Raw genomic sequence first — 17,614 nt, forward strand, 5'->3', positions numbered from 1 at the left:
TCTCCTTTAATCTAAGCATAATTATAGTGTGAGAGGAGTAGATGAACGTGAAAGATGAACTTATTAATAGCTACAAATATATGAAAAAGTTAATAAAGCATTACTCTAATAGTCAACATCCTAATGACTTATATATTTCATCCCTATTAATGGAACTTGTCTCTTTAACAAGGTCAACGATCATGATATTGCAACAGAAAGTGGTTGCGAAGCGGCGTTTACGTCATGCATTAACAGTTTTATTTAGAAGTTATGTTGCTTTCAAAAATGCCTTTAATGAATGGGTGAAGAATGCAAATTTGAATGAACCGGCAAAAAAACAAGTGATTTTTCAAAGAGAGGTATTGGCAAATTACATTGAAAAGCATGTAATAGTAGCAATACAAGGTATAGAAGAAACTACTGGTAATGAGCTGTCGAGGAGATGAATAAAAGGTGAAACTTCTATGTAAGGATGAATTCAAAGGTTGGAGTAACCAATTGAAATTCATCCTTTTTCATGGACCAAGATTGGATTTTATTTCAAACTCTTGCTACTAAAAGAAATGAGAGTAGGGAGATGCTTTTACCTTTTATAAAAACACTTCTTCAACCGTTAGTGGATGGAGAGCGTTTGTCACATTAATATAGGTAAAGACATCATATCGATTTGACATGGCGGAAGGAACATAATTTCATTATTACTCATAAGCTGGGTTATAAACGACGCCAATGAAACGATGTTCTACAGGTTTTTGAAACAAAAGACGGTTATGTTTAGGGAAATGGACGAATTTATCATGGGGATCGGCTTTGTGCATAGCTTCCTCCCAACTACCTGTTTGAGCGGGAGGGATGAGCATTTGTTCAGGGGCAACTCCCCACTCGTCAGCAGCGATAACTGTTCCTCTATGTGTACCAAATCCAATTATGAAGACGGTCTCAGCTCCTTTTTCCTCTCTGAGCAATTGACTCACATTGACAACCCCTCCAATGGCCATATCTGTTGCCCGCGCATCGCCAACATGAGAGTTATGCTCCCATACAATTCCTTTTGCAAACAAACGTGCACCTCCGGAACTTAATCAGCAGGGTTTGCATCGACAGCTATTTCATAAGCATCTATAACCATACTTGTCATTGCAGGGTCATCAATCCCGTATAGATATTGACCGTCTAACTCATCCTTAACTTGCATAACGAAGGAGACAGAAATATCTTCTTTCGGTGTTAATAGGGCGAAAGTTTCAGAATTTATCACAATTAAAGCTTCTACTGAAAGTTGTTTTTCTTGTTTATATTCATCAAGAACTGTGATTAAATCTCGTTCTTTCATTTGAATCACTCCCTATCATTTTCATTGTTAGTGTTTCCTTTAATAAAGAGTTTATGTCCAAAGAGAGAGCTTTTGTTCCTATCACAATAAAAGCTTTTAAAAAAATATTAAAATAGGTCTTTTATTTTTTTGAAAAGGATGTTATTATATTTTTTGTCTTCAAGAGAAGGTAACTTGATAAATTGAAAAAAAGAGATTGACACTATATTTTAAGATGTGATACATTATAATTCCTGTGTCATTCAACTGAAAATTGTACTGGTTGAAATGAAATAAAAAAGTTCTTGCTTTTTTAGAAAAACTTACTATAATAAAAGTTGTCCTAAATTGTCTGGTAATGATGGCGAAGAGGTCACACCCGTTCCCATGCCGAACACGGAAGTTAAGCTCTTCAGCGCCGATGGTAGTTGGGGGATTCCCCCTGTGAGAGTAGGACATTGCCAGGTAAACCAAATTTGGTTGAAATAAGATAGTTGGCCCATTGGTCAAGCGGTTAAGACACCGCCCTTTCACGGCGGTAACACGGGTTCGAATCCCGTATGGGTCACCATTTAATGTAGACATGTTGTAGGCTTGTTAATTACGCGACGTCCTGTCGCAACACATGCATTTGCACATCATCTGCTTCGGAGGATTAGCTCAGCTGGGAGAGCACCTGCCTTACAAGCAGGGGGTCGGCGGTTCGATCCCGTCATCCTCCACCATTTATTAGTAATACACACCATGCGGGTGTGGCGGAATTGGCAGACGCGCTAGACTTAGGATCTAGTGTCCTTGTGACGTGGGGGTTCAAGTCCCTTCACCCGCACCATTTAAAATTAAGCGGAAGTAGTTCAGTGGTAGAACACCACCTTGCCAAGGTGGGGGTCGCGGGTTCGAATCCCGTCTTCCGCTCCAGTAAGTGCCGGGGTGGCGGAACTGGCAGACGCACAGGACTTAAAATCCTGCGGTAGGTGACTACCGTACCGGTTCGATTCCGGTCCTCGGCACCAAGAAATTTAGCGCCCGTAGCTCAATTGGATAGAGCGTTTGACTACGGATCAAAAGGTTAGGGGTTCGACTCCTCTCGGGCGCGCCATAGTACGGGAAGTAGCTCAGCTTGGTAGAGCACTTGGTTTGGGACCAAGGGGTCGCAGGTTCGAATCCTGTCTTCCCGACCATTTAAATTGGGGCCTTAGCTCAGCTGGGAGAGCGCCTGCTTTGCACGCAGGAGGTCAGCGGTTCGATCCCGCTAGGCTCCACCAAATTAAAATTTTCTGAATGAATATGGCGGTGTAGCTCAGCTGGCTAGAGCGAGCCGTAAACATCTTGAATAATCCTCTTTGTAGGCTTGCGAGGAATGTGTCTGCAAGAGACATGACGAGCACGATTTGAAACAAGGAGCGTTTTAAAAAACTATGGCGGTGTAGCTCAGCTGGCTAGAGCGTACGGTTCATACCCGTGAGGTCGTGGGTTCGATTCCCTCCGCCGCTACCATTTTCACATATGAATATTGGAGGAATACCCAAGTCCGGCTGAAGGGATCGGTCTTGAAAACCGACAGGGGTGTCAAAGCCCGCAGGGGTTCGAATCCCCTTTCCTCCTCCATATGTTTTTTATTTTTATTTATTATCGCGGGGTGGAGCAGTCTGGTAGCTCGTCGGGCTCATAACCCGAAGGTCGCAGGTTCAAATCCTGTCCCCGCAACCAATTTAAGTGATAGAAATAATGTCAAATACTATCTTTAAGATCCAAATAATGGTCCGGTAGTTCAGTTGGTTAGAATGCCTGCCTGTCACGCAGGAGGTCGCGGGTTCGAGTCCCGTCCGGACCGCCATTTTTATTACCACAATAAGTGAGAAAGTCGAAGAAGCGACTGAGCGAACACTGCAGCGTATGACCATACGTGAGGATATGAGCAATGGAGCCGATGAAGAGATTCGAAGCTTAGTGGAAAAAAACTATATTGGCTCGGTAGCTCAGTTGGTAGAGCAATGGACTGAAAATCCATGTGTCGGCGGTTCGATTCCGTCCCGAGCCACCTTTATATGGAGGGGTAGCGAAGTGGCTAAACGCGGCGGACTGTAAATCCGCTCCTTAGGGTTCGGCAGTTCGAATCTGCCCCCCTCCACCATTTAATTTTAAAATAGGGGCATAGTTTAACGGTAGAATAGAGGTCTCCAAAACCTTTGGTGTGGGTTCGATTCCTACTGCCCCTGCCAAAAAACCATGGCGGTTGTGGCGAAGTGGTTAACGCATCGGATTGTGGTTCCGACATTCGTGGGTTCGATTCCCATCAGCCGCCCCAATATGTGTTTATAATAAATTCTAACTCTTGTTAGAAAAAATTCAAGATATTCTCTTGCGCTGAGGATTCATGTAGCTTAATCGAGGAAGTATATTCTTGAGGGTTATTCAATGGGCTATAGCCAAGCGGTAAGGCATCGCACTTTGACTGCGACATGCGTTGGTTCGAATCCAGCTAGCCCAGCCATTTTTAGGGCATCATAGCCAAGTGGTAAGGCCGAGGTCTGCAAAACCTCTATCCCCGGTTCAAATCCGGGTGGTGCCTCCAAAACATTTATAAGCGGGTGTAGTTTAGTGGTAAAACCTCAGCCTTCCAAGCTGATGATGAGGGTTCGATTCCCTTCACCCGCTCCATACATACATATTCCGTTAAAAAAATGGGCCTATAGCTCAGCTGGTTAGAGCGCACGCCTGATAAGCGTGAGGTCGATGGTTCGAGTCCATTTAGGCCCACCATGTTAGTGTTCCGCAGTAGCTCAGTGGTAGAGCTATCGGCTGTTAACCGATCGGTCGCAGGTTCGAATCCTGCCTGCGGAGCCATTCTTATGGAAAAGCAGGGAAATAACATAATATGCGCCTTTAGCTCAGCAGGATAGAGCAACGGCCTTCTAAGCCGTCGGTCAGAGGTTCGAATCCTCTAAGGCGCGTCAGTAAAAAGGTTAGTTTCAATTATGAAACTAACCTTTTTGTGTTTTTAACAAAAATTACCTGTTGGCTTCATTCTCTTTTGTTGTATTTCGAAACTATATCGATTAAAATTTATCGTAATAGTTGAAATGGATGGAGGGTTAGTATGTTAGGTAATATTAGTCAGGAAATGTTGACATTGCTTACATTTATAAGCAGAAAACCAATTAAGCAAGGAGAACTGTTTCTATCTCTTAGAAATGAAGTAACCGATTCTAGTAGTTGTCTTTTTGAAGCAATAGAAAAAGGTTTTGTACAAAAAGATGAACAGGATGATCTATCGTTAACACATAAAGGGTTAAAAACTGCACTAAAATTTTTTGATAAACAGCCACATTTAAGAGAAAAAATGAAGTCTAAATTTACAAAACGTAGAGGTATTATTCAGCTTGCAATTTTACAGCTATTAAAAGAAGAACCGAAACATGGCTATCAGGTAATGAAGCAGCTGGAGGAGAGAAGTGCCGGCTATTATTCTCCCAGTGCAGGAACCATTTACCCTGCATTACAGGATTTGGTTGAAAAGAAACTGATTGAAGTTAAATTAGATGAAGATAAAAAAATATACGGTTTAAATGAGGAGGGGTTAGAATTTATAAATGATTTAATAAGTGAAGAAGACGATATCTTTTGGCAGGAATGGGCAATGAGGTTGCGTTGGAAGCAGTCTGAAGAAGCTTCACTTGTTCGGGAAGAAATGGGAAAACTTCAGCTTGAATTTCATAATGCGATGAAAAGAGTACTTTCCGAACCGGACCTTGCAAAGGATGTTCTTTCTATTCTGAATAGTTGCAGGGGTGAGCTTATTAATTGGTCTGATAAAAGAGTAAAGGAGAGATGTGATGAAATCGATTAAAAAACTTTTACCTTATGCGACGCCATATAAGCTATTTGTTATCCTCGCTCCTTTATTAATGGCTTTAGAGGTAACCATGGACTTGTTACAGCCTCTCCTTTTACAAAAAATCATAGATTACGGAATTGCTGAGAATGATACAACATACGTTATCCAAATGGGAACGTTTATGATCATTGCGGCAATTATTGGCTTGATTGGTGGAATAGGTTGTACAATATTTAGCACTAAATCTGCCATCAATATTGCTACTGATATTCGACGAGATTTATTTTATAAGATTAAACATTTATCTAGTGAGGATCGCGATAGAATTGGTACTGGTAAACTAATTACCAATGTAACGAGTGATATTAATTCAGTTCAACAAGCGGTTATGATGACACTTCGTGTATTCGTAAGGGGACCTCTACTCTTTATTGGGAGTGTCATGATTGTTTTTTTTCAAGCAAGAGAGCTGTTTCCGATTTTAGTTATCATTATTCCAATTCTTCTCTTTTTCATTATCCTTCTTTCGAGAAAAGCAGGTATTTGGTTTAAACGTGTTCAAGAAGCGTTAGATCAGCTAAATTCAAAGCTTCAGGAAAATATTGCGGGAATTAGGGTTGTAAAAGCTTTTGTACGAAAGGAATATGAAACAAATTTATTTCATAAAGTGAACGGTTCACTAACAAATAAAACAAAAGTAGCTGAACAAATTATTACAATTCTTATGCCGGTTTTACTTTTTGTGATAAATATTGGAATGGCTGTTGCTCTTCTTTTTGGAGTTTTTCCGTTTGGCGGAAGCACTATACAAGTGGGGGTAGTTTTGGCGTTTATTAATTATCTAAACATCATTTTAATGGCTCTTACTTCAAGTAGTATGGTTCTGATGCAGCTTATGAGAGCACTGCCCTCAGCAGATAGAATTCAAGAAGTTATTGAAATTAGTACAGACCGAGTTGAAAGTACAATTGATGAAATGTCGATTAAAGGAGATGTAGAATTTCGAAATGTATCGTTTTCATATAGCAAAAACGGTGAATATGTACTAAATTCTATCTCATTTTCTGCTAGTCACGGCGAGAAAATTGGCATTATTGGAGCAACAGGCAGTGGGAAAACAACGTTAGTTAAATTGTTACCAAGATTATATGAGGTGGATCAAGGGGAGATTTTAATAGATGGACAGAATAGTAAGAACATAAGTTTAAAGCATATTCGCGGATCAATAGGGTATGTTACGCAAAAACCATTTTTATTTTCAGGAAGCATTAAATCCAACCTTATGTATGGAAAAAAAGATGCGTCAGAAACCGAGTTGCAATTGGCTAGTAAAAATGCATGTGCAGAAGAGTTTATTGAGAAACTTGATGCCCGTTATGAACACCCTTTAACTCAAGAAGCTACTAATTTATCTGGAGGACAAAAGCAACGATTATCACTTGCCAGAGCATTTGTGCGAAAGCCGTCTATTCTTATTTTAGACGATGCCACATCTGCGGTTGATGCTCGGTCTGAAGCGATAATTCTTGATGCATTAAAATCCTCATACCCAAAGACAACAATCTTTATGGTTTCATCAAAGATTTCTTCCATTCTTGATGCAGATAAAATTTTTGTTATGAAAGAAGGATCCATAGTGGGAGTTGGAACACATGATGAATTACTGGAGTCGTGCACTGTTTATCAGGAAATCTATCAAACTCAAGTACAGACTGGAGGTGTAATGGTTGAGTAATAATAATAGTGTGGCAAGAATGCAGCAAACAACAAGGGGCGCAGGTCCGGGGGGAAGGGTGTCGGATCCTGTTGAAAAAACAAAGGACCCTAAAGGAACTTTGCTAAGAATTTGGTTGTATATGAAAAAACAAAAAATGAGTTTAGTCGCGTCAGTTATTCTTGTTATTTTATCTGCAATCTTAAGTCTTCTAGGTCCATACTTTATTGGGGTGATTATTGACCATTACATCCTTCCGAAAGATGTAACTGGTACAATTCGCATGATATGGTTGCTTGTTGGGATTTATGTCGGTACATCCATTCTTACCTGGCTTCAAAGCTATATTATGGTGGATATTTCATTAAATACTATTAAAGTATTACGCGAGGATTTATTTGCAAAATTACAAACTCTGTCATTACGTTTTTTTGACCAACATAAACATGGTGAGCTAATGAGTCGATTTACAAATGACCTTGAGCAATTAAATCAAGCGCTTAGTCAAAGTGTGATTCAGTTTGTATCCTCACTACTAACAATCATCGGTGTTACCATCGCTATGTTTTCCTTGAATTGGGTATTGGCGATCGTGTCTTTTTTGATCATTCCGGTTATGCTTTATGTCACGAAGAAAATTGTTAGCATTAGTCGGAAAAACTTTTCGCAAAGACAGAAAGATGTTGGTGGGTTAAATGGCTTTGTTGAAGAAACGATAAGTGGTGGAGAGGTGATCGCTTTATTTGGTAAGGAAGAAGATACTTTCGGACAATTCCATGAGGTAAATGAACGTTTGCGACAATCTGCGATGAAAGCCGATATGTTTTCAGGAACACTCGGCCCATTTAATAACTTTTTAAGTAATATGGGACTTGCAATAGTGATTGCTGTCAGTGCATTAATGGCACTTAATGGGCATACAACAATTGGGATTATCGCGTCATTTGTTACATATTCAAGGCAGTTCACAAGGCCGATTAATCAGTTATCAACATTGCTCAATTCAATACAAGCAGCATTAGCTGGAGCAGAGCGGGTTTTTGAAACAATGGATGAGGTTCCTGATTTAGTAGACAAAAGAGATGCGCTTCAAGTTAGTTCATTGAAGGGTGAAGTACAATTTCAACATGTTGATTTTCAATATGAACAAAACAAGCCTATTTTAAAAAATATTCATTTTTCAGCAAAACCAGGGGAAATGATTGCTTTAATTGGCCCAACCGGTTCGGGTAAAACAACGATTATTAATTTGCTAATGAGGTTTTATGATGTCCGATCAGGTGAACTTTTACTTGACGGAAGAAATATAAAGGACTATAAACTACGAGCTTTACGGAAAAGAATGGGTATTGTCCTTCAAGATCCTTATTTATTTTCAGGAACGATTATGGAAAATATCCGCTACGGCCGCCTTGATGCAACAGATGAAGAAGTGATTGAAGCAGCAAAAACAGCCTCTGCACATGGGTTTATTAAGCATTTGCCTAACCAATATCAAACAGCCATTACTTCTGGTGGTCAAAATATAAGTCAAGGTCAAAAACAGCTTATTTCCATTGCTAGAGCCATATTAGCAAATCCTGATTTGTTAATTTTAGATGAAGCAACATCTAATATAGATACAAAAACCGAAATTGATATTCAACGAGGAATTCGAAACTTAATAAAAGGTAAAACCAGCTTTGTAATCGCTCATCGTTTAAAAACTATTGAGTTAGCTAATCAAATTATAGTTATACAAGATGGTGAGATTATAGAAAGTGGGAATCATCATGATTTATTGAATAAGCGCGGTTTTTACTATGAGCTATATTCAAAACAAATGACCATTTAATGAAAGGTTGAAGGAAATGTTTGTAAATACAGCAACGTTTGAAATTGAAAAAGCGTATGAAGAAAGATTAGTAAAGAAAAGAGAGGAAGACAAAGAAAAATTGGCTGAAGCAAAAGGTCTGATTTCATTTGAATGCTGGAAAAGAGAAAACACAGGAACTGTAGAATTTGTCTATGTCTCTAAATGGGAATCTCAGGCAGACTTTAAAGCATGGATTTCAAGAGAGGATCATGTAAATGAACATAAGGAAATGAATAAAAAAAGAAAAGAAAATCCGCAACTTGAACAAGTAAAAATGAAAAAAACACTCAGAGCCTATGAGCTTTATGATTCTTCAGAGGAATAATATAATCATAAGTTTTGTTTTAATTATTGATAAATAACAAAAAGCACAAATCTTATAATGATAGATTTGTGCTTTTTGTACTTTTTGTACTTCTGGAAAAGTAAATAATTTAACTCGATTTATCCTGTAATGTAATAGGTAATGGCATAGAGCGGGATTTCATTTCTTCAAGTAATATTTGCATAAAGTCCTCTGATACATTTAATTTAAGCGCATCTATGTAGGCTTTATAAAGTGTCAAATTAGAGATTAAATTTAGGGTAGTTTGATAGGGCATAGTTCGAATAACTCCTTGTAAAGTATCTAACATAAAGATTATTTTAACCAAAATCCATGAAAAAGATAAGGCTTTCGACGATCATTCCTACAATTAGACAAAAAAAGTAAAAAAATAGTGAAAACTAGTAAAAAAGTTAGGAAAACAATTAGTGGAGTTAGGGGAAAAGAGTTGATTTGTATTTTATTAAATGATGTTAAGCCGAATAAAGTAGAATGGTATTTTTTACTGTGGATATAAGCAGTTAAAGGCTAAGAGAAAGCATTAATATCATCGATTTCATTAACTTCAAGTGAAAAAACAGATTTAGAATCGACATTATAAAATAAAAGTTGTGACTGATCTTGTGATAAGTGGATAATTCGGCCGGAGAAAGTTTTTCTTCCAATTTTTCTTTTTGTAAAAACGACACGAAGAAGTGTATTATTTTGACGCCACAGTTCTACTTGGGCAAAGAATTGTTCCATAGTAAACCCCTTTCTTATGATATGTAAATAGTAGAGTGTCTTAAGTTATGTAGTAGCTATCATTTTACTAGTAGTAGTCGAAATTTGCTAAGGGTAATATTTTCCAAAGTAAGATCAAAAAAGCCATTTTATTGGTTGTGGTGAGGATATTTGAGGTGTTTAAAAGTACAATGCCCTGCAGAAAAGTTTATTTTACTATTAGTTAGATAAGGAAAACGAAGGTTTTATCACCATTAGGACTTGGTGATAAAACGCTTTTACTCTAATTTAAAATCCCACCCTTCACTTATTGTGGAAAGATGGGAATCATTTTATGCCTTTTGTTCCTTTGAATAATAAAGTCTAAAGATAATATCTTGGTTATAGTTCCCAAAGCCTGAACCGAAAAGGGTAACTCCTCCGACATGCTCTGCATCTTTTTCAACTGCGATTTTGAATGTCCATTGTTTATCACGAATTCCCACATCATGAATTGTCACATCTGAGATTTTATTACCATCCATATAAGTCCCGTTAGAAGTAATGCGGAGGTATTTTAATAAACCGTATTGGTTAATGATACTCGGCCACCAGGAAGGAGTATATTTTCCTTTATTATCTCCAAAGTCTCCAGGGCTTGTCCAGATACCTAAAAATACATTATTCAAATAAAATGAAATGTCTGATGGCCAATTGTTATTTGTGTCAGGTGCTTCGGATGATAATTCCATAGAAATTTCAAGTTCTTCGGGACGGTTGCTTGATAACAGAAAGTTAGGGATTTTATATTCAACATAGCCTTGGCCGAACCATAGAATATTCGCGTTTACTCGTTCATGATCAAGGAAATAACGTGGCTCATCAAACTCACCTATTATTTTCTCCCGTGTTGCTAATCCACATGTTGGTTCAATTTGAAAGTCAGTATAATGACCTACTGAAACATCGGTTTGATGAAATTCTTTAATTTGACTAAGTGCTGCCGGAAAATTTATTTCAATTTGATCAACATCAAGTACGCACAATTTTTGTAATCCGGCCTTCCCTGGAACCATGTCAGTTCTAATTATTCCTGCTTTTTCTAACTTTTTAACATGCATGGTCATAATTGCACTGCTTAGTTCGGCGGCCTCTGCTAATTCTTTAATATTCATAGGGCGAAGTGATAGTAATTGTATAATTTTTAAACGTACTGTGCTTGCTAAAGCTTCATATATAGGTAAATATTCATCTGTTGTATCTATTTTCATGAAATTAGTCCTCCATCATTTCGTGCAGTTTACATATAATATACACGTTTGTTAATTAGTATACAAGTATGTTAACCTTTCAATTTTTATTTTATGCTTATATTATTAATCTACTGTTTTATAAGAGAAAAACATAACCAGGAAGCCATTTTGTTTATTTTTAATTTAATAATAAATTTATTAATGATTAGTGATAACATGGAGAGATTGCAATAAATCAATAATAAACGAATAGAGAATTCAACAATGCTTAGTGTAATAGTTAAATTAAGGATAAAATTAATTTTCTTAAAAATAGTTGACAGTTATATAGTTAATAAATATACTAATCATTAATAACATTAATATTAACGAAAACAATAAAATGTTAATGTTTATATTATTAATCGAAGTAGCAATCAAGATAAGAAGGAGATGTAAAGATTAGAAATTACATGAAGGAGTTAACTAATTGTGTTTGTCGGGCTGGATTTTTTGGTTATGATTGAAAGCGCTTAATACAAATTGAGGGGGATTAATATGTTTGTTAAGAAAATGATTTCTTTAGGAATTGCTTTGATGCTATTTGGTAGTTTAATAGGATGTTCAGCATTTACAGGTTCTGAAAGTGGTGGCGATTCAGCAACACAATCCAAAAAAAATGAAGATGGCACAACAACAATTGGGATTTCAACTTGGGGATCTCCGGATGAATTGAAAGTATTTAAAGAATTAGTAAGTAATTTCGAAGAAGATAACCCGGATATTAAGGTTAAAGTTACACATATTCCAGATGATTATGCAGGAAAGATGAATACAATGCTTGCTGGTGGAACAGCACCTGATGTTGTGTTTGCTAGTGACGGTGACTTTGGTAGATGGGTATCTGCAGACTTATTTTTAAATATGCAGGAATTGATCGATAACAGTGACATTAACACAGATGATATGTGGGAATCAGCATTAGTTAGATATAAATACAATGGAAAAACACTAGGTGAAGGTGACTTATACGCTCTACCTAAGGATATTGGACCTTCTGTTTTATATTACAATAAAGAACTTTTCGATAAAGCGGGTAGTCCTTATCCATCACCTGAGAAACCAATGAGCTGGGAGGAATATTTAGAAATTGCCAAAAAATTAACAATTGATGAAAATGGTGACGGTAAGCCTGAGCAATATGGTATGGGGCCATTATGGTGGGAAGGATTTGTGTGGTCAAATGGTGGTAATGTTTTAAGTGAAGATCGAACAGAATTTGTGTTAAATAGTCCGGAAGCAGTTGAAGCGATGCAATTTGTTGCAGATATGTCAAATAAGCACAATGTCGCTCCTGATTCTCGTGCTTTGGAAGCGATGTCAGCGGATCAAATGTTTGAATCAGGTAAAGTGGCGATGGTCTTTAATGGTCGCTGGATGGTACCAACATATCGTAAATTGAACTTCGACTGGAATGTTGCTCCTTTCCCAGCTGGAAAAACTGGTGAATCATCTGGTTGGTCAGGTTCAGTAGGATACGCCATTAATAAGAAAACAAAATTTGTAGATGAGTCGTTTAGATTAGTAGAATATTTAGCTGGTGAAGAAGGACAAACCATTCAAACAGAATTAGGATTTGCTATTCCAACTTATAAATCATTATCAAATACAGATGTATTCTTACAACCAGGGCAAAAACCTGAAAATGCTGAAGTGTTTATACAAGCTGCAGAAAATCAGCGTCCGGGTCCATGGTCAATAACGACAAATAACAAATGGCTTGATACAGTCAATCAAAAGCTTGCTGACCTTTGGAATGGAAAAAAATCAGCTGAAGAACTATTAAATGACATTAAGCCTGAGGTAGATAAGCATTTGAAAGAGGGGAATCCAGCAATTTTTGAGTAACACACTGCGAATAGAGGGGAAATGAATTTGTACAATCCCCTCTAAGTTTGAAAATATCTGTGAAAGAAAGGGTGATAACATGATAACGCAGACAGCAACAAAGACGAAGAAAGCTGAAATAAACGTGAAGAAGAAAAGAAGATTCAAATCAGAATATATGTGGGGTTACTTATTTGTTGCCCCGCCTTTAATTGGTTTTCTCTGCTTTGCTTTTATCCCAATGTTATTTTCCGTTTATGTCAGTTTTACAAAGTTTGATTTATATACACCTGCTCAATTCAATGGTTTAGAAAACTATAAAAGATTATTTTTTGAAGATGCTTTGTTTTGGAAGACAGTTTTTAATACATTTTATGCTGCATTAGGAATTCCTTTTGGTATGGCGATTGCTTTGCTTATTGCTATAGCTTTAAACCAGAAAGTAAAGGGACTATCTTTGTTTCGAACAGCCTTTTTTCTACCAACAGTGTGTTCCATTGTTGCGATATCTTTGCTGTGGAAATGGATTTTCAACTCGGATTTCGGATTATTAAACGTACTGCTTGGTTATATCGGCATTACAGGGCCTCCTTGGCTGAGTGATGAAAATTGGGCGATGCCTGCCATGATTATACAAGGGGTTTGGGGCGGATTAGGAATCAATATGATTTTATATTTAGCTGCACTTCAGTCTGTACCAAAAAATCTTTACGAAGCAGCAGATATCGATGGAGCAAACAGCTGGCAAAAGTTAAGGTTTGTCACGATTCCATCTATATCACCGACAACATTCTTTATTCTGATTACCTCTATCATTGGAGCTCTTCAGGATTTCCAACGATTTATGATCATGACTGAAGGTGGTCCGAATTATTCCACAACAACAGTTGTTTACTACTTATTCCTAAACGCGTTCCGTTACATGGAAATGGGCTATGCATCAGCAATGGCTTGGGTATTAGGAATTATTATCTTAATCATTACATTAATTAATTTTAAACTGAGTAAACGTTGGGTTCATTATTAATAAGGAAGTGAAGAATATGTCTGCGACAAGTGTTGCTTGGAATAAAAATGTAAAGAACATACGACTCATACAAAAGATCGCTGCATATGTGTTTTTAATTATTGGTGGCTTTGTTATGGCTATACCGTTTTTCTGGATGTTATCTACATCCCTAAAGCCGGAAGGGGCAGTTTTTACAATGCCTCCTCAATGGATCCCTGAAAAGTTTGTTTGGGAGAATTATTGGACAGTTTTAACTGAAGCAAATTTGTTAAGAGGTTTTATGAATACGTTTGCGGTCATTATCCCGCCTACTGTAATCGGGGTGTTTACAAGCTCATTAGCAGCATTTGGATTTTCGAAATTGAAGTTTCCAGGAAGGGATAAATTATTTCTCGTTCTTTTAGCGACAATTATGTTGCCTGGAGTTGTTACGATGGTACCGACTTTTATTATTTTTAGAGATTTAGGTTGGCTGGACACGTGGATGCCATTAATTATACCGGGAATGTTTGGTACGGCAATGGCAATCTTTTTTCTAAGACAGTTTTTTATGACCATTCCTGATGAATTAATGGAGGCAGCGAAAATCGATGGTTTAGGTTATTTTGGAATTTTTATCAGAATCATTTTACCGTTGGCAAAGCCGGCAATTGTCACACAAGCTATTTTATGGTTTTTAGCTGGATATAATGATTTCCTTGGACCATTAATTTACATTAATACGCCTGAAAAGTTTACACTTCAATTGGTATTGGCTTCCTTTAATGGTTATTACACATCAGAATGGACACTCATTATGGCAGGGTCCGTATTAGCGCTAATCCCAACAATTCTTATGTTCTTCTTTGCTCAAAAGCAATTTATAGAAGGAATTACAATGACTGGAATTAAAGGATAAATAGTTTTACAGAATAGGAGATGTTTGTTATGTCAAATAAATACCAAAATCCGATTATAGAACAGCGTGCAGACCCTTGGGTATATAAACATGTTGATGGCTATTATTACTTCACTGCATCTGTCCCAGAATATGACAGAATTGAAGTTCGCAGAGCAACCTCTATTCAAGGTTTAGGAGAAGCAGAGCCTGTTGTGGCTTGGAGGAAATATGATCGTGGTCCGATGAGTGCGAATATATGGGCACCTGAAATTCATTATATCGATGGAGCTTGGTACATTTATTTTGCCGCAGCTAAAACAGCTGAAACAAATGAGGGATTATTTGATCATCGTATGTATGTGCTTGAAAATAAGTCAGCAAATCCTTTAGAAGGAACATGGGAAGAAATGGGGCAGATTAAAACAAAATGGGAAACATTTGCTCTTGATGCAACAACCTTTGAGCATAATGGAGTGCGTTATCTTATTTGGCCTCAGAAAGATCCGGTCATTAAGGGTAATTCTAATTTATATATCGCAAAAATGGAAAATCCTTGGACAATTACGGGTGAACAAGTGATGATTACAACTCCTGAGTATGATTGGGAAAAAATCGGATTCCTTGTTAATGAAGGTCCTGCTGTATTAAAGCGAAATGGAAAAATTATTGTTTCCTTTTCAGCTAGTGCAACAAATCATCATTATTGTATGGGGGTATTGTATGCCTCTGCGGATGCAGACTTACTGAATCCCGCTTCTTGGACTAAATTAACTAAACCTGTTTTCCAAACAAATGAACAAACAGGTCAATATGGCCCTGGGCATAATAGTTTTACGGTTTCAGAGGATGGAAATGAAGATGTAATTGTGTATCATGCAAGAAATTATAAAGAGATTGTTGGTGATCCATTATACGATCCAAATCGTCATACACGTGCACAGGTTTTTACTTGGGGAGAAGATGGATTACCTGTATTCGGAGACCCCGTTCCGGATCGTGAAGTTAGTAAAAAGTAAATAGACTAATAGTGTAGGAGTGAATGAAGTGGGCAATTCAATTATTATTAATGCAGATATCGAAAAGGGAAAAATCAATAAAAATATATACGGGCACTTCGCAGAACATCTTGGGCGTTGTATTTATGAAGGAATTTGGGTGGGAGAAGATTCTACTATTCCTAACACAAAAGGAATTCGGAATGATGTTCTTCAAGCGTTAAAAAACCTAAATATTCCAGTGCTACGTTGGCCTGGTGGCTGCTTTGCTGATGAGTATCATTGGAAAGATGGTGTTGGTCCACGAGAAAACAGAAAAAGAATGGTAAATACCCACTGGGGGGGAGTTGTAGAAAATAACCATTTCGGTACACATGAATTTATGCTTCTTTGTGAGCTACTAGAATGTGAGCCATATATATGCGGAAATGTTGGAAGCGGAACAGTTCAGGAAATGTCAGAATGGGTTGAATATATGACATTTGATGGAGAATCGCCAATGGCCAACTGGAGAAGTGAAAATGGTCGAGAAGAACCATGGAAATTAACTTATTTCGGAGTAGGCAATGAAAACTGGGGCTGTGGTGGAAATATGCGTCCGGAATATTATGCAGATCTTTATCGCCAATTCCAGACCTATGTAAGAAACTATGGAGATAATAAAATTTACAAAATTGCCGGGGGAGCAAATGTAGACGACTATAACTGGACAGATGTGTTAATGCGTAATGCAGGACGTTTTATGGATGGGTTAAGCCTACATTACTATACAATTCCAGGTGACTTTTGGTTAGGGAAAGGGTCTGCAACAGACTTTACTGAAGATGAATGGTTCACTACGATGAAAAAAGCTCTTCATATGGATGAGCTTGTAACAAAACATGGTACGATCATGGATAAATATGATCCGGAAAAACGAGTGGGTATGATTGTAGATGAATGGGGCACATGGTTTGATGTTGAGCCTGGTACAAATCCGGGGTTTTTATATCAACAAAATACGATTCGTGATGCGCTTGTAGCGGGTATTACCCTTAATATTTTTAACAATCATTGTGATCGTGTCCAAATGGCTAACATTGCCCAAACAGTAAATGTTCTTCAAGCAATGGTCTTAACAGAAGGAGAAAATATGATTTTAACTCCGACCTATCATGTTTTTGATATGTATAAGGTTCATCAAGATGCTGCCTGTCTAATGGTTGAAGCTGCAACATCAACAGTTAAGGGGAAGGAAGAAGAAATCCCTTCTGTTCATCTTTCAGCTTCAAAAAATACGAAAGGTGAAGTGAATATTACATTATGTAATGTAAACAATCAGGATTCAGCGCCTGTAACAATTGAATTAAGAGGTTTACTAGATAAAAATGTGACACAGGTTAGCGGAAAAATTTTAACATCTGAAAAGATGAATGGCAGAAATACATTTGAAAATTCAACAGCCGTAGAACCGGTTGTATTTGAAGGATTCAATGTAAATGAGAATGAATTATCCTTCGAGATGCCTCCTATGTCAGTTCTTTTAGTAACGGTATCATGATAGAAAAAGAAACAAAAAGAAACTGTAAAGGCTGTTTTCAGATCGAGCGTAGGTCAAAATCACAAATTTCTATGCTTGTTCAAGAGCAACTTCAGCTTGAAATCAATTTAGTGAATGATTTGCTGTATCAAAAGAGAATGGACATCTGTTTAAGCTGTCCTTCTCTTTCAAGTGAAACAACATGTTTACATTGCGGGTGTTATGTGGAATTTCGAACAAAACTATCGTACAAACAATGTCCGCATCCAAATGGACCAAAATGGTAACAACTTTAGAAGATCACTACTTATGAATGTTAAAGGAGATTTAACGTAGTGATCTTCTATTTTTTTTGAAGATAAGG

General features: G+C 37.4%; 16 protein-coding genes, 22 tRNA genes and 1 rRNA gene. 34 read left to right on the forward strand and 5 right to left on the reverse strand.

Translation table 11 applies throughout. The features are described 5' to 3' along the window. The first annotated feature begins 47 nt into the window (after positions 1-47). Positions 48-428: a hypothetical protein gene (locus tag LC095_RS08255; RefSeq protein WP_226527725.1), complete on the forward strand. Its 381-nt coding sequence runs from the start codon at positions 48-50 to the stop codon at positions 426-428. Between the two features lie 252 nt (positions 429-680). On the opposite strand, the gene LC095_RS08260 is transcribed toward LC095_RS08255, so the two are convergent. Both LC095_RS08260 and LC095_RS08265 read right to left on the reverse strand, forming a co-directional pair. Then, positions 681-1,043: an erythromycin esterase family protein gene (locus LC095_RS08260; RefSeq protein ID WP_226527726.1), complete on the reverse strand. Its 363-nt coding sequence runs from the start codon at positions 1,041-1,043 to the stop codon at positions 681-683. A 17-nt stretch (positions 1,044-1,060) separates the two neighbouring features. After that, the gene (locus tag LC095_RS08265; RefSeq protein ID WP_226527727.1) at positions 1,061-1,315 is read right to left on the reverse strand and encodes a DUF1292 domain-containing protein; all 255 of its coding nucleotides are present in this window, start codon (positions 1,313-1,315) and stop codon (positions 1,061-1,063) included. Positions 1,316-1,645: 330 nt separating this feature from the next. Here LC095_RS08265 and rrf point away from each other — a divergent pair. The 27 genes from rrf to LC095_RS08400 all read left to right on the forward strand — a co-directional run bounded on the left by rrf (position 1,646) and on the right by LC095_RS08400 (position 9,026). Next, positions 1,646-1,761: ribosomal RNA gene (rrf, locus tag LC095_RS08270) — 5S ribosomal RNA — on the forward strand. A 29-nt stretch (positions 1,762-1,790) separates the two neighbouring features. After that, positions 1,791-1,865 (forward strand) — tRNA-Glu (locus LC095_RS08275). Between the two features lie 78 nt (positions 1,866-1,943). Continuing rightward, positions 1,944-2,019 (forward strand) — tRNA-Val (locus tag LC095_RS08280). A gap of 21 nt (positions 2,020-2,040) precedes the next feature. Continuing rightward, a tRNA-Leu gene (locus tag LC095_RS08285) sits at positions 2,041-2,126 on the forward strand. Positions 2,127-2,137: 11 nt separating this feature from the next. After that, positions 2,138-2,212 (forward strand) — tRNA-Gly (locus tag LC095_RS08290). A 6-nt stretch (positions 2,213-2,218) separates the two neighbouring features. Further along, positions 2,219-2,307 (forward strand) — tRNA-Leu (locus LC095_RS08295). Positions 2,308-2,316: 9 nt separating this feature from the next. Then, positions 2,317-2,393 (forward strand) — tRNA-Arg (locus LC095_RS08300). 5 nt (positions 2,394-2,398) lie between these two features. Beyond that, positions 2,399-2,475, forward strand: a tRNA-Pro gene (locus tag LC095_RS08305). 8 nt (positions 2,476-2,483) lie between these two features. Further along, a tRNA-Ala gene (locus LC095_RS08310) sits at positions 2,484-2,559 on the forward strand. Between the two features lie 155 nt (positions 2,560-2,714). Further along, a tRNA-Met gene (locus LC095_RS08315) sits at positions 2,715-2,791 on the forward strand. Between the two features lie 18 nt (positions 2,792-2,809). Then, positions 2,810-2,902: transfer RNA gene (locus tag LC095_RS08320), tRNA-Ser, on the forward strand. Between the two features lie 25 nt (positions 2,903-2,927). Beyond that, positions 2,928-3,004, forward strand: a tRNA-Met gene (locus LC095_RS08325). Positions 3,005-3,054: 50 nt separating this feature from the next. Further along, positions 3,055-3,131, forward strand: a tRNA-Asp gene (locus LC095_RS08330). A gap of 131 nt (positions 3,132-3,262) precedes the next feature. Further along, positions 3,263-3,335, forward strand: a tRNA-Phe gene (locus tag LC095_RS08335). A gap of 9 nt (positions 3,336-3,344) precedes the next feature. Next, positions 3,345-3,428: transfer RNA gene (locus LC095_RS08340), tRNA-Tyr, on the forward strand. 14 nt (positions 3,429-3,442) lie between these two features. Then, positions 3,443-3,516: transfer RNA gene (locus LC095_RS08345), tRNA-Trp, on the forward strand. Between the two features lie 10 nt (positions 3,517-3,526). After that, a tRNA-His gene (locus LC095_RS08350) sits at positions 3,527-3,602 on the forward strand. 111 nt (positions 3,603-3,713) lie between these two features. Next, positions 3,714-3,788, forward strand: a tRNA-Gln gene (locus LC095_RS08355). Between the two features lie 7 nt (positions 3,789-3,795). Further along, positions 3,796-3,869 (forward strand) — tRNA-Cys (locus LC095_RS08360). 12 nt (positions 3,870-3,881) lie between these two features. Next, a tRNA-Gly gene (locus LC095_RS08365) sits at positions 3,882-3,955 on the forward strand. A gap of 25 nt (positions 3,956-3,980) precedes the next feature. Then, a tRNA-Ile gene (locus LC095_RS08370) sits at positions 3,981-4,057 on the forward strand. A gap of 9 nt (positions 4,058-4,066) precedes the next feature. After that, positions 4,067-4,141, forward strand: a tRNA-Asn gene (locus LC095_RS08375). 33 nt (positions 4,142-4,174) lie between these two features. Then, a tRNA-Arg gene (locus LC095_RS08380) sits at positions 4,175-4,248 on the forward strand. Between the two features lie 146 nt (positions 4,249-4,394). Further along, the gene (locus LC095_RS08385) at positions 4,395-5,144 is read left to right on the forward strand and encodes a PadR family transcriptional regulator (RefSeq protein WP_226527728.1); all 750 of its coding nucleotides are present in this window, start codon (positions 4,395-4,397) and stop codon (positions 5,142-5,144) included. Further along, entirely contained in the window at positions 5,131-6,867 is a 1,737-nt protein-coding gene (locus tag LC095_RS08390; protein ID WP_226527729.1) for an ABC transporter ATP-binding protein, read from the forward strand. The genes LC095_RS08385 and LC095_RS08390 overlap by 14 nt, the downstream gene beginning before the upstream one ends. A 19-nt stretch (positions 6,868-6,886) precedes the next feature. After that, positions 6,887-8,680 (forward strand): ABC transporter ATP-binding protein, encoded by a 1,794-nt coding sequence (locus LC095_RS08395; protein ID WP_226527839.1) that lies wholly within the window; start codon positions 6,887-6,889, stop codon positions 8,678-8,680. A 16-nt stretch (positions 8,681-8,696) separates the two neighbouring features. After that, positions 8,697-9,026: an antibiotic biosynthesis monooxygenase family protein gene (locus tag LC095_RS08400; protein WP_226527730.1), complete on the forward strand. Its 330-nt coding sequence runs from the start codon at positions 8,697-8,699 to the stop codon at positions 9,024-9,026. 109 nt (positions 9,027-9,135) lie between these two features. Here the strand turns inward: LC095_RS08400 and sda are convergent, their stop codons facing one another. The 3 genes from sda to LC095_RS08415 form a co-directional block, all read right to left on the reverse strand. Beyond that, positions 9,136-9,303 (reverse strand): sporulation histidine kinase inhibitor Sda, encoded by a 168-nt coding sequence (sda, locus tag LC095_RS08405; RefSeq protein WP_226527731.1) that lies wholly within the window; start codon positions 9,301-9,303, stop codon positions 9,136-9,138. 251 nt (positions 9,304-9,554) lie between these two features. Beyond that, positions 9,555-9,770, reverse strand: coding sequence for a hypothetical protein (locus tag LC095_RS08410; protein WP_226527732.1), 216 nt, complete (start codon positions 9,768-9,770; stop codon positions 9,555-9,557). A 311-nt stretch (positions 9,771-10,081) separates the two neighbouring features. Continuing rightward, complete coding sequence (locus LC095_RS08415) at positions 10,082-10,999, reverse strand: ArsR/SmtB family transcription factor (RefSeq protein WP_026561741.1); 918 nt, start codon at positions 10,997-10,999, stop codon at positions 10,082-10,084. A gap of 519 nt (positions 11,000-11,518) precedes the next feature. Here LC095_RS08415 and LC095_RS08420 point away from each other — a divergent pair. From LC095_RS08420 to LC095_RS08445, 6 genes are all read left to right on the forward strand, one after another. Further along, a complete protein-coding gene (locus LC095_RS08420) occupies positions 11,519-12,868 on the forward strand; it encodes an ABC transporter substrate-binding protein (protein WP_226527733.1) in 1,350 nt (449 codons plus the stop codon). A gap of 79 nt (positions 12,869-12,947) precedes the next feature. After that, positions 12,948-13,874, forward strand: coding sequence for a carbohydrate ABC transporter permease (locus LC095_RS08425; RefSeq protein ID WP_226527734.1), 927 nt, complete (start codon positions 12,948-12,950; stop codon positions 13,872-13,874). A 16-nt stretch (positions 13,875-13,890) separates the two neighbouring features. Further along, entirely contained in the window at positions 13,891-14,754 is an 864-nt protein-coding gene (locus LC095_RS08430; protein ID WP_226527735.1) for a carbohydrate ABC transporter permease, read from the forward strand. A gap of 29 nt (positions 14,755-14,783) precedes the next feature. Next, positions 14,784-15,752: a family 43 glycosylhydrolase gene (locus LC095_RS08435; protein ID WP_413467472.1), complete on the forward strand. Its 969-nt coding sequence runs from the start codon at positions 14,784-14,786 to the stop codon at positions 15,750-15,752. Positions 15,753-15,780: 28 nt separating this feature from the next. After that, entirely contained in the window at positions 15,781-17,271 is a 1,491-nt protein-coding gene (locus LC095_RS08440) for an alpha-N-arabinofuranosidase (protein WP_319005781.1), read from the forward strand. Between the two features lie 71 nt (positions 17,272-17,342). Next, complete coding sequence (locus tag LC095_RS08445; protein ID WP_264195976.1) at positions 17,343-17,537, forward strand: DUF6171 family protein; 195 nt, start codon at positions 17,343-17,345, stop codon at positions 17,535-17,537. Positions 17,538-17,614 lie beyond the last annotated feature (77 nt).

This window comes from Metabacillus niabensis (genome assembly GCF_020524345.1).
In the GTDB taxonomy this organism is placed as follows: domain Bacteria; phylum Bacillota; class Bacilli; order Bacillales; family Bacillaceae; genus Metabacillus; species Metabacillus niabensis_B.

Coding starts and splice junctions, on each gene's coding strand:
- LC095_RS08435 (WP_413467472.1), top strand. CDS start 14,784: ATGTCAAATAAATACCAAAATCCGATTATAGAACAGCGTGCAGACCCT.
- LC095_RS08445 (WP_264195976.1), top strand. CDS start 17,343: ATGCTTGTTCAAGAGCAACTTCAGCTTGAAATCAATTTAGTGAATGAT.
- sda (WP_226527731.1), bottom strand. CDS start 9,303: ATGCCCTATCAAACTACCCTAAATTTAATCTCTAATTTGACACTTTAT.
- LC095_RS08395 (WP_226527839.1), top strand. CDS start 6,887: ATGCAGCAAACAACAAGGGGCGCAGGTCCGGGGGGAAGGGTGTCGGAT.
- LC095_RS08390 (WP_226527729.1), top strand. CDS start 5,131: ATGAAATCGATTAAAAAACTTTTACCTTATGCGACGCCATATAAGCTA.
- LC095_RS08420 (WP_226527733.1), top strand. CDS start 11,519: ATGTTTGTTAAGAAAATGATTTCTTTAGGAATTGCTTTGATGCTATTT.
- LC095_RS08415 (WP_026561741.1), bottom strand. CDS start 10,999: ATGAAAATAGATACAACAGATGAATATTTACCTATATATGAAGCTTTA.
- LC095_RS08265 (WP_226527727.1), bottom strand. CDS start 1,315: ATGAAAGAACGAGATTTAATCACAGTTCTTGATGAATATAAACAAGAA.
- LC095_RS08425 (WP_226527734.1), top strand. CDS start 12,948: ATGATAACGCAGACAGCAACAAAGACGAAGAAAGCTGAAATAAACGTG.
- LC095_RS08430 (WP_226527735.1), top strand. CDS start 13,891: ATGTCTGCGACAAGTGTTGCTTGGAATAAAAATGTAAAGAACATACGA.
- LC095_RS08385 (WP_226527728.1), top strand. CDS start 4,395: ATGTTAGGTAATATTAGTCAGGAAATGTTGACATTGCTTACATTTATA.
- LC095_RS08410 (WP_226527732.1), bottom strand. CDS start 9,770: ATGGAACAATTCTTTGCCCAAGTAGAACTGTGGCGTCAAAATAATACA.
- LC095_RS08400 (WP_226527730.1), top strand. CDS start 8,697: ATGTTTGTAAATACAGCAACGTTTGAAATTGAAAAAGCGTATGAAGAA.